Here is a 16,809-nt window from a genome sequence, read left to right as displayed (position 1 = left end):
GGTCGCACCTCAGCCGGCGATGACGTCCCAGAGACGGGACGCGTCCTCCACCAGGCCGTCCAAGCGCCCGCGCTCGTCCGCGATCATGTAGGCGCCGAAGAAGGCCTGCACCGCGACGGTCGCGAGGGCCTCCGGGTCCGACCCGGGCGGCAACTCGCCTGCCCGCACGGCCTCGTCGAGGTATCGGCCGATCAGCGCCACCCAGCGGACGTACGGATCGTCCTCGAGAGCCGGCGGCAGGATCGTCTGGGTGAGCTTCATGGCCGCACGCACGTGCGCGTCGGTCGCGAACACCACGGCCACGCGGCGGCTCAGCTCGCGCGCGGCGGCGACACCGGTGAGCCCGGCCTCCTCGACCTCCTGGGCGACGGCGGGCCAATTGCCGTACTTCTCGGCGACGAGCGCCTCGGCGAGATCGTGCTTGGAGCGGAAGTGGAAGTAGACGGCGCCCTTGGTCAGCTGGGTGCGCTCGATGATGCGATCGAGCCGGGCACCGGCGTATCCGTGGGCGTCGAACTCGTCGGCAGCGGCATCGAGGATCTCGGCACGGCTGCGCTCGGCGCGTTCCTGTCGTGGCATGAGGCGGGGGTCCTCCGGTCGATGAGACGTGCAGCGTCCCCCCGGCGGCAACTGTACCGCCCGGGACAGGGGGCCGCGCCGGACACGCCGCGTCACACATCCCGCTTCCCGGGCCCGGAATGCGGTTGACTATGCGCGCCCGGCACCGACCCGCCGGGCGCGCGGCGGGGGATGCCGACATCCTCCTGAGCGCTGCCCACTGAGAGGAAACCGTCATGAGCTACGAACAGCCCGCACCTCCCGCACCTCCCGCCCCGGCGGCCGGACAGGCCGTGCCCCTCTGGGCGCCGCTCTACGGAGCGTCGTTCGGCGCCGCCATCAAGCGCTCCTTCACGAAGTACGCCGACTTCACCGGTCGCGCGAGCCGCAGCGAGTACTGGTGGTGGGTGCTGTTCGTGTTCATCGTCGGCGTCGTCCTCGAAGGGCTCGGCCTCGCGCTCGGCTACGCGGGCGCGACCACCAACGCCGACGGGACCACGACGCCGGGTCCGCTCTTCGCGGTCGCCGGGATCCTCATCGCCGTCTGGTTCCTCGGCACGATCATCCCGCACCTGGCCCTGATCTGGCGCCGACTGCACGACGCGAACCTCGCCGGTCCGTTCTTCTTCCTGACGTTCATCCCGTTCGGCAGCATCGTGGTGCTCGTCTTCACGCTGCTGCCCTCGAAGCCCGAGGGTGCGCGCTTCGACCGTCCGCGCCCGTAGCCGCTCCGCGTCAGCAGGAGTCGGCGAAGAGCCGCCGTGGCCGCGCGGGGTCGGCGTCGTCCAGCAGGACGGATGCGACCTCGCGCGGCGCCCCGAGCGGATCCTTGCGCCCGGTGGCCACGAACGACCAGTCCGGGCTGCGCTCCGGGTCGTGCTCGACCCAGAGCGAGAAGTTCCAGAACCCGCGGAAGGCGGGCGTGAGCAGGGCGGGCCCGTCGACGACGAGGACACCCTCCCGCTGCCGGAAGGGTGCGACGACCTCGGCCCGGAACGCGTCCGCATCGGTGCCGTCCGCGGCGCTCGCGCGCTCGACGGTCTCCCCCGCGGCGCGCAGCGCGTCCGCGAGCGCATCCGCCGCTCCCGCGGCATCCGCCTCCGGGACGCCCGTGACCGCGACGAACCGCGGCCCGCGCGCGTAGTGCTGCCGGAACTCCGCCGCGACGCCGTCGTAGAACGCGCCGCGCTCGGTGGTCGTGCTGCCCATCGTCGCCTCCTGCTGTCTCTCACGGGGAACGCTACGCGCGCCTCGTCGATTCCACAGCACGCGATTCGGCCCAAATGTCGGGAAAGCGTGAGCGATTCCCGACATTTGGGCCAAATGTCGCGGGGGGTGCCGCTACTTCAGGGGGCCGTACAGCGACGCGGTCGCGCGGGCGTGGGTCGCCTGCTCGAAGGCGTACGCCAGCCCGATGATGCCGCTCTCGTCGTAGTCGCGCCCGAGGAACTCGAGGTTGACGTTGGCGCCGACGACCGGGTTGGTGCCGTCGGAGGCGATGGCCTGCCCCATCGGGACGGTGATGGCCGGCATCCCGGTGTTCGGGCTGAGGCGCATGTTGGTGCCGATGGTGTTGTAGGGCGAACCGCTCGGGTAGACCAGCGAGTCGAGCTGGTTGTCGTTCATCAGCTGCGTGACGGTGGCGTTCCCCGTCGCGATGGCCGTGGTGTGCGTCCCGGTCGGACCCGCCCACGCCTGGTACTGGGCGTCGGTCACGTTGTTCCGCGAGGTGTAGATGCTGTTGCGGGAGGTGACGTTGCGGCCGGTGGCCAGGATGTCGGCGATGGAGCGGGCGGTCACGGCCGGCGCGAGGTGGTTCTGGATGTAGACGTCCAGGTCGTGCTTGAACTCGTTCGTGCTACCGCTGCCCTCGTTGAGGGTCGCCGTGAACGCGGTCGGGACCGTGCTCAGCTCGACGACCGTCGCACCCTGAGCCTGCAGGGTGGCCTTCGCAGCGGCCCACAGGCGTGTGACCGTCGCGTTGGTGCCCAGCATCGAGGTGACGATGCCGATCCGCTTGCCCTTCAGGGCCTCCGGGTCGAGCGCCGCGGTGTAGGAGGTCGGCACCTTGCCGGACTGCTCCGCGGTGATCGGGTCGGCCGCATCCACTCCGGTCACGGCGTCGAGGGCGACGGCCGCGTCGGTGACGCTGCGGGCGATCGGGCCGCCGGTGTCCTGGCTGAGCGCGAGCGGGATGATGCCGTCGCGGCTGGTCAGGCCGACGGTCGGGCGGATGCCGACGAGCGAGTTGTACGTCGACGGGACGCGGATCGAGCCTCCCGTGTCGGTGCCGAAGCCGATGGCCGCCAGGTTCGCGGCGATGGCCGCACCCGTTCCTCCGCTCGAGCCGCCGGCCGTCTTGCTGGTGTTGAGCGGGCTGGCGACCAGGAGGCTCTTGCCCGGGTCCTGGAACGAGGAGAACTCGGACACGAAGCCGTACGCGAACTCGTCCAGGCTGGCCTTCGCGAGGATGACGGCGCCCGCCGCGCGGAGCCCCTTCACCATCGTGGCGTCGTCGCTGGTCTGGTTGCCGTCCCAGCAGCCGCAGCCGCCGGTGGTGGGCATGTCGACGGTGTCGTAGTTGTCCTTCACCGCGATCGGGACGCCGAGGAGCATGCTCGTCATCCCCTTCTGCGCGCGGGTGGCGTCGGCCTGGGCGGCGATCGTCAGCGCCTGCGGGTTCTTCGAGATGATCGAGTTGAGCGCGCGGCCGCCGGTGCCGGTGTCGACGACGGTGCGGTCGAGGGCGGCGATGCGGTCGAGGTACTCCTGCGTGATCCTCACCGAGGTGGTGACGCCGGCGTTCATCGCGGCCTGCATGTCGAGGGCGGAGGCCTCCACCAGCTGGAAGGGACCGTCGTCGTAGATCATGCGCTGCGAGAGGCCGACGAGGTCCTTCACGGTGATGGTGCCGTCGCCGTCCACATCGGCCGCGGCGGACCAGCCCGCCGACGCGGACGTCTCGCCGAGGTGCGTGGTCAGCGCGTCCAGGTCGGCGGTGGTGACCTGCTTGTCGCCGGTCAGGTCGTGCGCGGTGTAGTACGGCGCGAGGAAGGCGGCCGTGGGTGCGGCGGCGGCCTGCGCGGCGGAGGCGGCGGGAGCGACGACCGCTCCGGTCGCGACGAGCGCGGCCAGGGCGGCGACGACGCCCGTGGCGGTCGCGGCGCGGCGGCTCTTCGTGCGGGTGTGCATGGCGGTCGTGCTCCTCGGGGTCGATCGGCGGGCGGTCATCGGGCGTCTCCTGCCCGGCGGCGGCGGACGGTGAACAGCACGGCGGCGGCGCCCACGACGAGCAGCACCAGGGCGGCGATCACGTACGGCACGGCGTTGGAGCCGGTGGAGGCGAGGTCGTCGGCCGCGGTCGAGGCGGAGGAGCCTCCCGTGCCGGCCCCGCCCGATCCGGCCACGCCGGTCGACGGGGTGGGCGTCGGAGTGGGGGTCGGCGAGGTCACCGCGGCGGGTGCGATCGCGACGGCCGGGCTGGTCGCCGCGTCGGTGGAGGCCGTCACCGCGGCGGCGGAGTCGACCAGCGAGAGCGAGCGCACCGAGAACGCCGTCGAGCCCTCCGCCGTCGCGGCGAACGTCAGCGTGTAGGTGATGTCGCCCGACAGCGCGGGGGACGTGCCGAGGCGCGTGTAGACGACGTCGACGGAGCCGGATCCCGTGCGGACCGAGTCGAAGCCGCCCGCGGTGACGACGGCGCTCCCGTCCACGTAGGAGACGACCGCCCCGTCGAAGGCGAGCACGGACTCGTAGCCGTACACGTCGGTCGCTCCGGTCAGCGTCACGGTCACGTCGAACGTGTCGCCGGCGGTCGCGGTGGCCGGTGCCGAGACGGTGACGCTCGCGACGGCCGGGGCGGCGACGGCGGGCGCCGCAGCGCCGACCGCGAGCCCGAGGCCCGCGAGCGCGGCCGTGGCGACGGCGAGGAGGCGCACGAGTCGCCTGGGATTCTGATGCATTCGGGTGGAGCCTTCCTCTGGGGGCGAAAGGGGACGCCGAGGAGACCGCTGTCAGCGGGGAGGAAGGGGAGACTCGAGGCGCCGGGGAGCACGACCTGCGAACGGTCCAGGGCCGGCTCCGGGGGTGGGCCAGCGGCTGAGGAAGCGGCGCCATCGACACGGCCGACGTTACGGAACCGCTGTTTCCGGCAGCGCGCGATCGTGTTTCTGAGACGTTACACAGGACGAGACCGCGCGAGATTTGGCCCAAATGTCGCGAAAGCGGCGGCGATACCCGACATTTGGACCAAATGTCGGGGCTGCCTACCGGCGCCCCGCCTTCCAGTAGCCGCAGAAGAGGATGTCGCCCTTCGCGACGCCCGCGGCGATCCAGTGCCGGCGCATCGCGATCGGGAGGGCGGACTCGCCGACGGCCCAGCCGTAGAAGCGCTCGCCGGTCGACGGGAGGAGGCGTGCGCGGGTGCCCGCGGCGACACCGGGGACGGCGTGCGGGTCCGTGCGGACGACCCACTCGACCTCCACGCCGGGCGGCGTCACCAGCTCCTGGGCGTCGTCGGCGTGCGGGATCTCCAGGACGGCGACGCCCTGGACGCCCACGTCGAGGGTGGCGAGGATGTTCGCGGCGGCCGGCACCCCGGTCTCGTCCGCGACCAGACGGACGCGGTCGACGCCGGTCGGCGGAGTGAACGAGATGCCTTCGTCGATCATCGCGACGGCATCTCCCGCCGCGCAGGTCTCGGCCCAGGCGGCGGCGGGGCCGCTCGTACCATCCGCGGCCGACCCGTGGAGCACGAAGTCGACGTCGAGCTCGGGACCGTCGGCGCCGTCAGGTCGATAGGCGCGGACCGAGTAGTTGCGCAACACCGGCCGCACCGTCTTCGACATGGTCAGGTAGCGCGCGAAAGCGAGGGTGTCGAGCTTCGCTGGAAGACGGCTGAGGGCCCCCTCCTCGCCGCCGACCGGGAGGAACAACCGGAACCACTGGTCGGCGCCGAGCGGGACGAAGCCGTCGATGTCTCCTCCCCCGAGGGTGATCCGGACGAAGCCGCTCGAGATCCGCTCGCGCCGGAGCACGTGCAGCACCAGCAACTCCGAGCGCTCGGGCTTGACGCGGGTGGACTGCATATTGGTGCGAGCCATGGTTCTGTCCCTCCAAGACGGGTCACGGGAAAGCATGCATATTTAGGTAAGGCTAACCTAATACAACTTAGGGTGTACTCGTCGTATCACCCGGAGGGGGTGATAGACCGATCCGTTTAGCGCGCTTAGCATCCATAGCACGTGGTCTATTTGCACGGCGTTCTTCGTCGGGGGATGCGGATGATCGGATTCGGGACATGCGATGACGCCTAGCGGCACGGCCGTGGTGGACCGCCGGGGGCTCCGGCGGGTTCTCGACGAGGGCGAGGGTCGCGCCGCGGTCGTCTCCATCGTCGCCTCCGGCGGCACCGGCAAGACCTCGTTGCTGCGCGCCTGGTGCGACCTCGAACCGGCCGACCGCATCCTCGTCGAGGTCGACGGCCCGCCGCGAGCAGGCGGTGTGGGCGACCGCGACTGGCGCGACCGCATCAGCGCCCTCTGCGGTCAGACCGGCCGCGCGACAACCGTGATCGACGGCATCGAACGGATCAACAGCCACAGCGATCGCGAACTGCTCCAGGAGGCCGTCGCGGCGGCGGGCAGCGCGATCGTGCTCAGCGGGCGCACCCAGCCGCTCGCGCTCGACGCCCTGTCCCCCGAGCGCCCGCTCATCATGGTCGGGGTCGCCGACCTCGCCTTCGGCCAGCGGGAGGCCGACGAGCTGCTGCGCGGCGCCGGCGTGCTCCTGCCTCCCCAGGACGTCTTCGAGCTCCTCGATCGCACGGGCGGCCGAGCCATGACCCTGACGCTGGCCGTCGCGGCGCTCGCCCGCATGGCCGACCCGCGCGAGGCGATCCACCGGCTCGCCCACTCCCCAGCGGGCGCAGACGAGTACTTCGTCGGCGCACTGCTCGGCACACTCGACCCGGCCGAGGCCGAGCTGCTCCTCGCCCTCTCCGCGGTCCCGTCGTTCAGTGTCGGCCTCGCCGCGGAGCTCACGGGCTGCCCCGACGCGGGCACGACCGTCGAGCGCCTGCGGGACGGCAACCATCTGCTGCAGCGCATCGACGGCGGCGAGGAGGGATGCGAATACCGATTCGACGAGTCCCTCCGCCGCACCCTCCTCACCGAGCTGTCGCGGCGGGATGCCCGCCGCCTCGACGACCTGCGTCGCACGGCGGCGCGCTGGTACCTCGCGGGGGGCGACGTGCACGACGGTCTCGCACTGGCCGTCGCCTCGCGCTCGACCGATCTGGTCGAGGAGATCCTGCGCCGGCACGGACTCGGGATGGTCTTCTCCGGCGACACCGCGCCCGTCCGCGACGCGCTCGCCGCGCTCGAGGACCGCGGCGTGATGTCCGGGACGACCGGCCTGCTCGCCGCACTCGTCACCTCTCCCACCCGGTTCGACTCAGTGAGGACCGACCACTTCCTGGCCCTCGCGGAGGACGAGGCCGCACGCTCCCCGGAGTCCGAGCTCGTGCTGGCGAGCATCCTCGGGCTCCGCGCCGACGGTGAGGGACAAGAGGCGCGCGACCGCGCCCTCACCCGCATCGAGAACGCCGTCCGGCTCTCGCTGCGCCGGCCGGCCGGGGAGGGCGGCGCCCTGGCGGTGCTCGATGCCCGCATCTTCGCCGAGGCGGCGCGGGCCTCGCTGCTCCTGCGGTCGGGCCGCCCCGCCGACGCGCTCGCGGTCGCCGAGGCGGCGGCGGCCAGCGCGGAGGAGACCGGTCTGCCCTGGCTGCAGATGCTCTGCCTCGAGCTCGCCGCGGGAGCCGCCGCCTCCCATCGCTCCTGGCCGATGGTCCATCTCTTCGAGCGCCGGATCGCCGGGCTGGCCGGAGCCGAGCCGCGGACCGACAGCATCGTCGCGGCGAGCGCCCTGCTGCGCGCCGCCTCTGCCGCCTACGAGTCGTGCGAACCGTTCCGGTCGGCGCATGTCGCCGACATCGTGCAGGCACGGTGGCGGGGACTCGACACGGGCGACGTCGTCGCCCCGCGCGCCCTGCACCTGCTCTTCCGGCTCGACGAGGAGGAGGACACGCGCACGATCTTCGAAGAGATGGAGCACCTCTTCTCCGTCTCCATGCGGCGCAATCCGCGCACCATCGCGATCGGCGCCTTCCGCTTCCTCGACCTCACCATGCACTACCGCGGGCGTGCGGCGGTCCGCGGGCTGGTGGACGAGCTGGAGCAGATGCTGGGCGCGCGGTCGCTGGAGGCGGCGCTCGGCGGCTGCATCGTCCGCGAGGGCACGGTCACGCAGGACGCGGACGACGCGACCCTCGAGCTCCTGCTGCGCACCGGTGCGCCGGCCTGGCACGGCAGCAACATCGTCTTCGGCTGGCTGCTGCTGGCCGCGCACGCCGCCGAGCGCGGCCGCGAGGACCTCGTGCAGGCGCGGCTGATGGAGGCGCTGAGCGCCGCCGAGCGCACCGGCACCCGCCGTCCCTTCCTGGCCCGGGGCGGAACCTTCGCCCGGCTCGTCTCCGATCGGCTGGGCGGCTTCGGCGAGTGCGAGGAGTTCGCCCGGTCGGTCCTCGCCGCCGCCGGTGCCCTCGACGGCCGCGTCGACGGCCCCGAGAACTCGCCGATGCTGACGGCGAAGGAGCGCGAGCTGCTGAGGGAGCTCCCCCTGCACCAGAGCATCGGCCAGATCGCCGCGAAGCACAGCGTGAGCGCCAACACGGTGAAGACCCACCTGCGCTCCATCTACGCCAAGCTCGACGCCCGCGACCGCGCTCAGGCGGTCGACAACGCGCGCGCCCTCGGCCTGCTCTGAGGCGCGGCGTCACCCCGATCTGTACCCCGAGATCACCCGCTCCGGGCGATTGAGAGACCGGCTCCCGCCCGCGAGAGTCCGTGAAAGGTCTCTCAATCTCGCTGGGGGTAAGCACCGTGGTAACACGTCTCGATGTCGGCAATGGAGCACGCAGAGCGCGCGAGAGGAGGAGGGGAGGCCGCAGGCTGCTCGGCACCACCGCAGCCGGCGCCGCCGTCGCGCTGACGCTCGCGGGTGCCGGGCTGTGGGCCATCCCGGCCCAGGCCGCCCCCGGGGACACCTCGAACGCGACCGGGCAGTACCTCAGCGGCACGCTCATCGGGCTGAACGCGGGACTCGTGGCTTCGCTCGGCGGCGAGGCGGCCGCCAGCAACGGGACGGCAGACCAGACGAACGCGAACAACCTCGACGTCAGCGTGCTCGGCGTCGTGAACATCGCGGCGCCCGGCGGCATCCAGATCCCGCTGAACCTCGGCGGCGCGGGAGTCGTCTCCCAGTACGCGTCGGCGTTGCAGACCGGCACCTCGGTCGGCGCCTCCGGCCTGACCTCGGCGAGCGGCGACATCGGCACCGGCATCACCCCCAAGCCCGGGATCGCCCCCGGACCGCTGCACGTCAACCTCGCGCAGGCGGTCTCCTCCCTCGGGCTGCCGACGGCCACCCTGAACGAGCTGGCGCAGCTCGACCTCTCGATCGGCGTCACCGGCGCCCGGGCCGCTCAGACCGCTCCCGGTGCACCGACCGGCTCGTACTCGCTCGCCGGGACGGGCCTCACCTTCCACAGCGCGACGGTCGCGGGGCTCACCTCAGCGATCAACACCCAGGTCGGGAACGTGCAGACGGTCGTCAACGGCCTCGCCGGACCGGGCGGCACGCTCGCGCAGGCCCTGAACCTGATCAACCTCGGCCCCGTGCTCAACACGTCCGCGTCCGTGACGGCGTCGAACCTGCAGGCCGCGGTCGCGCCGCTGCTGACGGGCGCACTCACCGACCCGGCCTACCCGGGTGTGAGCATCGACCTCGGAACGGGCGACATCTCCGTCGACCTGGGCGCGATCACCACGCTCGAGGGATTGGCGCCGAACACCAACCTGCTCAGCGCCGCGACGCTCACCGGCATCGAGACCAGCGTCACCGGTCTGCTGGGTTCGCTGGTCTCGCGCGTGCAGACGGTGCTCACGAACACGACGAACGCTCTCACGGTCACCGCGCAGGTGACGGCGCTCGGCCTCCCGGTCATCAACGTCAACGAGTCGGTCGGTCAGCTCCTGGCCGGCAACACCAGCGGCATCAGCGTGCTCGGCATCGCCATCGGCCTGCCGCTCAGCACCGTCCTCAGCGCGGTGCTCGGCCCGCTGGGCGGCATCGGCACCGCGATCACCACGCTCGGCACCTCGGTGCTCGCCCCCGTGACGGCCACGCTCGTCCCGGCGATCGCGCCCGTGCTCAACGGCGTCGTCTCGCTGACCGCCAACAACCAGTCCACCACCGGCGGCGTCTTCACCGAGACCGCGCTGCGCGCCTCCGTGCTCCCCGGCACCCAGGCGCTGACGCTCAACGTCGCGAACGCGACCGTCGGGCCGAACGCACTCGCCGTCCCGCCGGTCATCGGCTCGCTCACCCCGACCAGCGGACCGGCGACCGGCGGGACACCCGTCACCATCACCGGCAGCGGCTTCACCGGGACCACGGGTGTCACGTTCGGCGGCACACCCGGCACCGGCTTCACGGTGGTGAACGACACCACCATCACGGTGACCAGCCCGGCGCACGCGCCCGGCGCGACGAACGTCGTCGTCCAGGGGCCGAACGGCGACTCGGGTCCCGGCACCTTCACCTTCCTGGCTGCACCCACCATCGGCTCCCTCACCCCGACCAGCGGTCCGGAGACCGGCGGCACCGCCGTCACGATCACGGGCACCGGGTTCACCGGCGCGACGGGCGTGACGTTCGGCGGCACTCCCGCCACCGGCGTCACGGTCGTGAACGACACCACCATCACGGCCAGCAGCCCGGCGCACGCGCCCGGAGCGACGGACGTCGTGGTCCAGAGCCCCAACGGGGACTCCGGCCCCGGCACCTTCACCTTCGTGGCCCTGCCCGCCATCTCGTCGATCACCCCGCCGAGCGGCCCGGTGACCGGCGGCACCCCCGTCACCATCACCGGCACCGGCTTCACCGGCGCGACCGGTGTGACCTTCGACGGGACGCCCGGCGTCGGGTTCAGCGTGACGAACGACACCACCATCACCGTCGCGACTCCTGCCCACGCGCAGGGACCCGTGGACGTCGTGGTCCAGCACCCGATCGGCGACTCCGCCCCGGGGACGTTCACCTACCTCCCGCTGCCCGTCATCACCGGGGTGAACCCGGGCAACGGCCCGGAGACCGGCGGCACGCCCGTCACCATCACCGGCTCGGGCTTCACCGGAGCGACGGGCGTCACCTTCGGGGGCACCCCCGGTGCGAACGTCACCGTCGTGAACGACACGACGATCACCGTCACCAGCCCGGGCCACGCGCCCGGCGCCGTCGACGTGATCGTGACGACTCCGGCCGGCCCCTCGGCACCGGGAGGCTTCACCTTCGACCCGGTGGTCGGGCCCCCGGCGATCGGAACCATCGCCCCGGACCACGGCCCCGAGACCGGCGGCACGCCCGTCACCATCACCGGCAGCGGCTTCACGAACGCGACCGGCGTGACGTTCGACGGCACCGCCGGCACGGCCTTCACCGTCGTCGACCCGAACACCATCACAGTCACGACGCCTGCGCACGCAGCGGGCGCGACGGAGGTGGTCGTCCAGAGCCCCGACGGCGACTCGGCCCCCGGCGCCTTCACGTTCGACCCGATCCCGACCATCGCCTCGGTCGCCCCGACCAGCGGGCCCGAGACCGGCGGCACCGACGTCACGATCACCGGGACGAACTTCACCGGTGCGACCGGGGTGACCTTCGGCGGCACGCCGGGCACCGGCTTCACCGTGGTGAACGACACGACGATCACCGTCACCACCCCGGCGCACGCGCCCGGCGGCGTGGATGTCGTGGTGCAGCACCCGAACGGCGACTCGGAGCCCGGGGACTTCACCTTCCTCCAGGTCCCGGCCATCACCTCCCTCGCTCCGGCCAGCGGGCCCGAGACCGGCGGCACCGCCGTCACGATCACGGGCACCGGGTTCACCGGGGCGACGGGCGTGACGTTCGGCGCAGACGCGGGCACCGCGTTCACCGTCGTGAACGACACCACCATCACCGTCACCACGCCGGCGCACGCGCCGGGGGCCGTCGATGTGATCGTGCAGCACCCGAACGGCGACTCGCAGCCGGGCGACTTCACGTTCCTGCAGCTGCCGGCCATCACCTCCCTGACCCCGACCAGCGGGCCGGCTGCGGGAGGCACCGCCGTCACCATCACCGGCACCGGGTTCACCGGGGCCACAGGAGCCACGTTCGGCGGCACGGCGGGCACGGCGTTCACGGTCGTGAACGACACCACCATCACGGTCACCACTCCGGCGCACGTGCCGGCGGCGGTCGACGTGGTGGTGCAGCACCCGAACGGCGACTCGCAGCCGGGTGACTTCACGTTCCTGCCGGCGGCGGCCATCCTGTCCCTCACCCCGACCAGCGGGCCCGAGACCGGCGACACGACCGTCACCATCACCGGCACCGGGTTCACCGGGGCCACGGGAGTGACCTTCAGCGGCACCGCAGGCAGCGGCTTCGCCGTCGTGGACGACACCACCATCACCGTGGTCACCCCGGCGCACGCGCCGGGCGCGACGGACGTGGTCGTGCAGAGCCCCAACGGGAACTCCGGACCGGGCACGTTCACCTTCGTCGCCCTGCCGGCGATCAGCTCGCTCGCCCCGGCCAGCGGGCCGGTGACCGGCGGGACCCCCGTCACCATCACCGGCAGCGGCTTCACCGGAGCGACCGGCGTGACCTTCGACGGGACCCCGGGCGTCGGCTTCAGCGTGGTGAACGACACCACGATCACCGTCGCCAGCCCCGCCCACGCGGAGGGACCGGTCGACGTGATCGTGCAGGCGCCGGTCGGGGACTCCGCTCCTGCGACGTTCACCTACCTGCCCCTGCCCGTCATCACCGGGGTCGCGCCGGCCAACGGACCGGAGACCGGCGGCACCGCCGTCACCATCACCGGCACCGGCTTCACCGGCACCACGGGGGTCACCTTCGGCGGGACGCCCGCGACGGGCGTCACCGTGGTGAACGACACCACGATCACGGCCACCACCCCGGCGCACGCACCGGGCGCGGTCGACGTCGTCGTGACCACGCCGGCCGGCCCCTCGGAGCCGGGCGACTTCACCTTCGACGCGGTCCCGGCGATCACCTCGGTGGCCCCGGCCAGCGGACCGGAGACCGGCGGCACCGCCGTCACCATCACGGGAACCGGGTTCACCGGCGCCACCGGCGTCACCTTCGGCGGCACCGCGGGGACGGCCTTCACCGTCGTGAACGACACCACCATCACCGTCACCACCCCGGCGCACGTGCCGGGCGCCGTAGACGTGATCGTGCAGCACCCCAACGGCGACTCGCAACCGGGTGACTTCACCTTCCTGCAGCTGCCGGCCATCACCTCCCTCGCCCCGACGAGCGGGCCGCAGACCGGCGGCACCGCGGTCACCATCACGGGCACCGGGTTCACCGGCGCCACGGGAGCGACCTTCGGCGGCACGGCGGGAACGGCCTTCACGGTGGTGAACGACACCACGATCACGGTGACGACCCCGGCGCACGCGCCCGGAGCCGTGGACGTGATCGTGCAGCACCCCAACGGCGACTCGCAGCCCGGTGACTTCACCTTCCTGCCCGTCCCGGCGATCACCTCCGTCGCGCCCGCCAACGGGCCGCAGACCGGCGGCACCGCGGTCACCATCACCGGCACCGGGTTCACCGGCGCCACCGGGGCGACCTTCGGCGGCACGCCGGGCACCGGGTTCACCGTCGTGAACGACACCACCATCACGGTGACGACCCCGGCCCACACGCCGGGCGGCGTCGACGTGATCGTGCAGCACCCGAACGGCGACTCGCAGCCGGGCGACTTCACCTTCGACCCGGTGCCGAACGCGCCCGTCATCAGCGGACTCGACCCGGACCACGGGCCGTTCCTCGGCGGCACGGTCGTCACCGTCTCCGGCACCGGCTTCACCGGCACCACGAGCGTGACGGTCGACGGAGTTGACGTGCCGTTCACGGTCGTGAACGACACCACGATCACCCTGACGACGCCGCCGCACACGGCCGGCGCCGTGCCGATCGTCGTGACCACCCCGGTCGGACCGTCGCCCTCCGCGACGTTCACCTACGACCCGGGCACCACCGTCGACGGCGTCGATCCGGGGCACGGGCCGCAGGCCGGCGGCACGACGGTGACCATCACCGGCGGCTGCTTCACCGGCGCGACCGGCGTGCTCTTCGGCACCACCCCGGCGACCTCGTTCACCGTGGTCGACGACGCGACCATCACCGCGGTCGCACCGGCCGGAACCGGGACGGTGGATGTCACCGTCACCGGCGGGGTGGAGTGCGGCAACGGCGTGCTCACCGGCGGCTACCGCTACGACGTGCCGCTGCCGGCCGATCCCGGCACCGGCACCACCGGGTCGACGAGCACCGGCAGCGGTCTCGCCGACACGGGCTCCACCTCCGGTGGGGCGGCCCTCCTCGGCGGTCTCGCGGCCCTGCTGGTCGCGTGCGGCGCCCTGATCCTGATTCGACGCACCCGCCGAGCCTGACGCCCGGCCTGAGAAAGGAGAAGTCGATGACTGAGACACACGTGGCGCCCGCCCCCAGGCGGGCCCGCAAGCTGAAGGCCGTGCTGGCCGCCGGGCTCGTGCTCGGCGCCGGGGCCGCCGTGACGCTCGCCGCCTGGAACGACTCCGAGTTCGCCCGGGGCACCTTCACCGCGGGCACCTTCAACCTCGTCGGCAGCACCGACGGCACGACCTACACGGATCACGCGACGGCGGGCTCGCCCGCCGCGCTCGCCTTCACGGTCAACGCCGCCACGCTCTCGCCGGGGGCGGTCACCGCCGCACCGTTCGCCGTCGAGCTGGCGGCGAACACCACCAACCCCGCCGTCGTCACCGTCTCGAGCGCGGCGACGACGGGGACCGTGACCAACCTCACCTACGAGCTGCTGCAGACGACGACGTTCGGCTGCACGGCGAGCACGACGGGCACCGACCTCGTCCCCGCGGGGACGGCACTCACCACGGTGCCCGGTTCGACCACGTTCCCCCTGACCCAGGGCACGGGAGGCGCGGCGGGGGCGCCCGTCTTCCTGTGCTTCAAGGTCACCGGAGGAGCGGGTCTCGCGCAGGGGCAGACCGGCACCGCCACCTGGCAGTTCCAGGCGGCGAGCCAGTAATCCCATGCGTGAGGGGCAGCCGTACCGCAGCCGGGGAGTTCGGGCCCTCCGGCTGCGGGCGGTGCTCGCCTCGGGTCTCGTGCTCGGGGTGGGGGCGGCCGTGACCCTCGCCAGCTGGACCGACCGGGAGTTCGCGACCGGCTCGTTCCAGACCTCGGTGTTCAACACCCAGTCCAGCGTCAACGGCGGCGCGTACGCCGACAACGCGGTCTCCCCCGGGGCCACCGTCACCATCGCGGGACCGTTCGCCCCGGGCGTCTCCGCGTACTTCCCCGTGCTCATCCAGACGACCGCCAACTCCGTCGCGGGCACGGCCGTGCTCAACGGCGCCGTGCTCGGCGGCACGGACGCGGCGACGCTGGGCGCCGCACTCGTCTACCGCGTCGTGCGCACCACCGGCACCTGCAACGCCGCGGCCTTCACCGGCACCCCCTCGTTCGTGGTCGGCGCCGCGGCGACCACCCGCGCCCTCACCGTCGGCCAGGAGACCGGGGTCACCAACCCGCTGGCCGCCGCGACCACCACTGCGCCCGGCGCCGCGACCGGCTTCTGCTTCGAGGTCACCCTCCCGGCAGGCGCCCCCAACTCGTTGCAGGGCAAGACGACGACCGCCACCTGGCAGTTCGTCACGACGTCGAACTGACGACCGGAGCTGAGGGAGGCGAGATGAGCATCCGCGAGGAGACCGGCGCCGTCGCCGCCGGCCGCCACACCGTCGAGCCTGCCGCCGCCCATGCCACGGCCGCGCCCAACCGGCGCACCGCGAGACGCGCCGCCTCCCGGGCCGGCGATGTGCTGCTCACGGTCGCGTCGATCGCCGGCGCCCTCTGCATCCTCGGGGCCATCGCCGCGGCCGTCCTCCACCTCACCCTCATCCTGTTCAGCACCGGGTCGATGAGCCCCACCATCCCGGCGGGAGCGGTCGCGCTGGTGCGCGAGATCCCCGCGAGCGAGGCGCGGGTCGGTGACGTCGTGACCGTCGACCGGCCGGGCGCGCTCCCGATCACGCACCGCGTCGTCTCGGCCCAGCCGCTCGCCGACGGGCGGGTCGAGCTCGTGCTGCGCGGCGACGCCAACGCCGAGACCGACCCGGCCCCCTACGACGTCGCCCATGTGCGCCTGGTGATCGCCAGCGTGCCCGGCGGCGCGCAGGTGATCGCCTTCTTCTCCAACCCGCTGTTCCTCGGCAGCGCCACCCTCGCCGCGACCGTGCTCGTGGCGTGGGCCTTCTGGCCGCGGGACGGCGACCGGGACGGACGTGAGGGTCGCCGCGGACGCCGGGAGCGCAGGGAGGCGCGCGCCGGTCGCGTCTCGCCGCGCGCGGGCGGGTCCGTTCTCGTGCTGCTGGTGGCCGCGGGTGGCGCGTCCGCCCTCGTCCTCGCCTCCCCCGCACCGGCCCGCGCCGACGAGACGGTCTCCGCCGGCCGCTCCCTCACCCTGACCTCCATCGCCGATCCCGCCGCGTTCGCAGAACTGCGTCCGGGCGTCCCGGTGCGCTGGGAGGTCGGGGTCGCCGCCTCCACTCCCCATCCCGTGACCGTGGGCCTCGGGCTCTCCTCGACCGGCCCGCTGACCGCCGCACTCGACGTGGCCGTGCGCTCGTGCACCGTCCGCTGGTCCGGCGACGCCTGCCCCGGAACGGCGCAGGCGGTCATCGCCACGACGTCCCTGGCCGGACTGCTGACCGGCCCCGGGGTCGCGGCGGGCGCGCCTCCCGCTCCCTCCGGCGTCGTCGGCATCGGGGGGATGCCCTCCGCCGAACCGCGCTGGCTTGCCGTCGACGTGACGCTGCAGCCCGGCGGCACCGTCGCGTCCGCCGGCTCGGCCGACCTCGAGGTGTGGGCCTGGACCTCGGGCGACGACACCCGGGCATCGGCTCCCCCGGTCGCCCTCGCCGCGACGGGCTCGGCCCCGCCCCTGCTCCCGCCCCTGCTGGCCGGTGGCGCCGTGGTCGCCGGGGCAGCGATCGCCGGCGTCGCCGGGTCGCGGCGGCACCGGCACCCGGAGCGCACACCATGAGG

11 protein-coding genes are annotated in these 16,809 nt (G+C 73.1%); 6 read left to right on the top strand and 5 right to left on the bottom strand.

Annotation, left to right across the window (positions count from 1 at the left end):
- Positions 1-9 precede the first annotated feature (9 nt).
- Positions 10-579 carry a ScbR family autoregulator-binding transcription factor gene (locus tag HNR14_RS12845; protein WP_179701379.1) on the bottom strand — a complete coding sequence of 190 codons (570 nt, stop codon included), beginning with the start codon at positions 577-579 and terminating at the stop codon, positions 10-12.
- 215 nt (positions 580-794) lie between these two features.
- Here HNR14_RS12845 and HNR14_RS12840 point away from each other — a divergent pair, with 215 nt between their 5' ends.
- Positions 795-1,283, top strand: coding sequence for a DUF805 domain-containing protein (locus HNR14_RS12840; protein WP_179701378.1), 489 nt, complete (start codon positions 795-797; stop codon positions 1,281-1,283).
- Positions 1,284-1,293: 10 nt separating this feature from the next.
- Here HNR14_RS12840 and HNR14_RS12835 read toward each other — a convergent pair whose 3' ends face one another.
- The 4 genes from HNR14_RS12835 to HNR14_RS12820 form a co-directional block, all read right to left on the bottom strand.
- Positions 1,294-1,767 carry a hypothetical protein gene (locus HNR14_RS12835; protein ID WP_179701377.1) on the bottom strand — a complete coding sequence of 158 codons (474 nt, stop codon included), beginning with the start codon at positions 1,765-1,767 and terminating at the stop codon, positions 1,294-1,296.
- Positions 1,768-1,899: 132 nt separating this feature from the next.
- On the bottom strand, positions 1,900-3,789 hold the full coding sequence (locus tag HNR14_RS12830; protein ID WP_246311568.1) for an amidase family protein: 1,890 nt from the start codon (positions 3,787-3,789) through the stop codon (positions 1,900-1,902).
- Positions 3,786-4,520, bottom strand: a complete 735-nt coding sequence (locus tag HNR14_RS12825) for a cohesin domain-containing protein (RefSeq protein WP_218875037.1) — start codon at positions 4,518-4,520, stop codon at positions 3,786-3,788. Before HNR14_RS12825 ends, HNR14_RS12830 begins: the two co-directional genes overlap by 4 nt.
- Positions 4,521-4,823: 303 nt before the next feature.
- Positions 4,824-5,660 (bottom strand): siderophore-interacting protein, encoded by an 837-nt coding sequence (locus HNR14_RS12820; RefSeq protein ID WP_179701376.1) that lies wholly within the window; start codon positions 5,658-5,660, stop codon positions 4,824-4,826.
- A gap of 202 nt (positions 5,661-5,862) precedes the next feature.
- On the opposite strand from HNR14_RS12820, the gene HNR14_RS12815 reads away from it, so the two are divergent.
- From HNR14_RS12815 to HNR14_RS12795, 5 genes are all read left to right on the top strand, one after another.
- Positions 5,863-8,382, top strand: coding sequence for a helix-turn-helix transcriptional regulator (locus tag HNR14_RS12815; protein WP_179701375.1), 2,520 nt, complete (start codon positions 5,863-5,865; stop codon positions 8,380-8,382).
- Between the two features lie 116 nt (positions 8,383-8,498).
- Positions 8,499-14,153, top strand: a complete 5,655-nt coding sequence (locus HNR14_RS12810; protein WP_179701374.1) for an IPT/TIG domain-containing protein — start codon at positions 8,499-8,501, stop codon at positions 14,151-14,153.
- A 26-nt stretch (positions 14,154-14,179) separates the two neighbouring features.
- Positions 14,180-14,788: a SipW-dependent-type signal peptide-containing protein gene (locus tag HNR14_RS12805; RefSeq protein WP_179701373.1), complete on the top strand. Its 609-nt coding sequence runs from the start codon at positions 14,180-14,182 to the stop codon at positions 14,786-14,788.
- A gap of 4 nt (positions 14,789-14,792) precedes the next feature.
- Entirely contained in the window at positions 14,793-15,431 is a 639-nt protein-coding gene (locus HNR14_RS12800; protein ID WP_179701372.1) for a SipW-dependent-type signal peptide-containing protein, read from the top strand.
- 23 nt (positions 15,432-15,454) lie between these two features.
- A complete protein-coding gene (locus HNR14_RS12795; protein WP_179701371.1) occupies positions 15,455-16,807 on the top strand; it encodes a S24/S26 family peptidase in 1,353 nt (450 codons plus the stop codon).
- Positions 16,808-16,809 lie beyond the last annotated feature (2 nt).

Source organism: Leifsonia naganoensis, from assembly GCF_013410615.1.
Classification (GTDB): Bacteria; Actinomycetota; Actinomycetes; order Actinomycetales; family Microbacteriaceae; genus Leifsonia; species Leifsonia aquatica.
The sequence above is the reverse complement of the archived record's forward strand: the minus strand, read 5'-3'. Positions and strand labels throughout refer to the sequence as shown.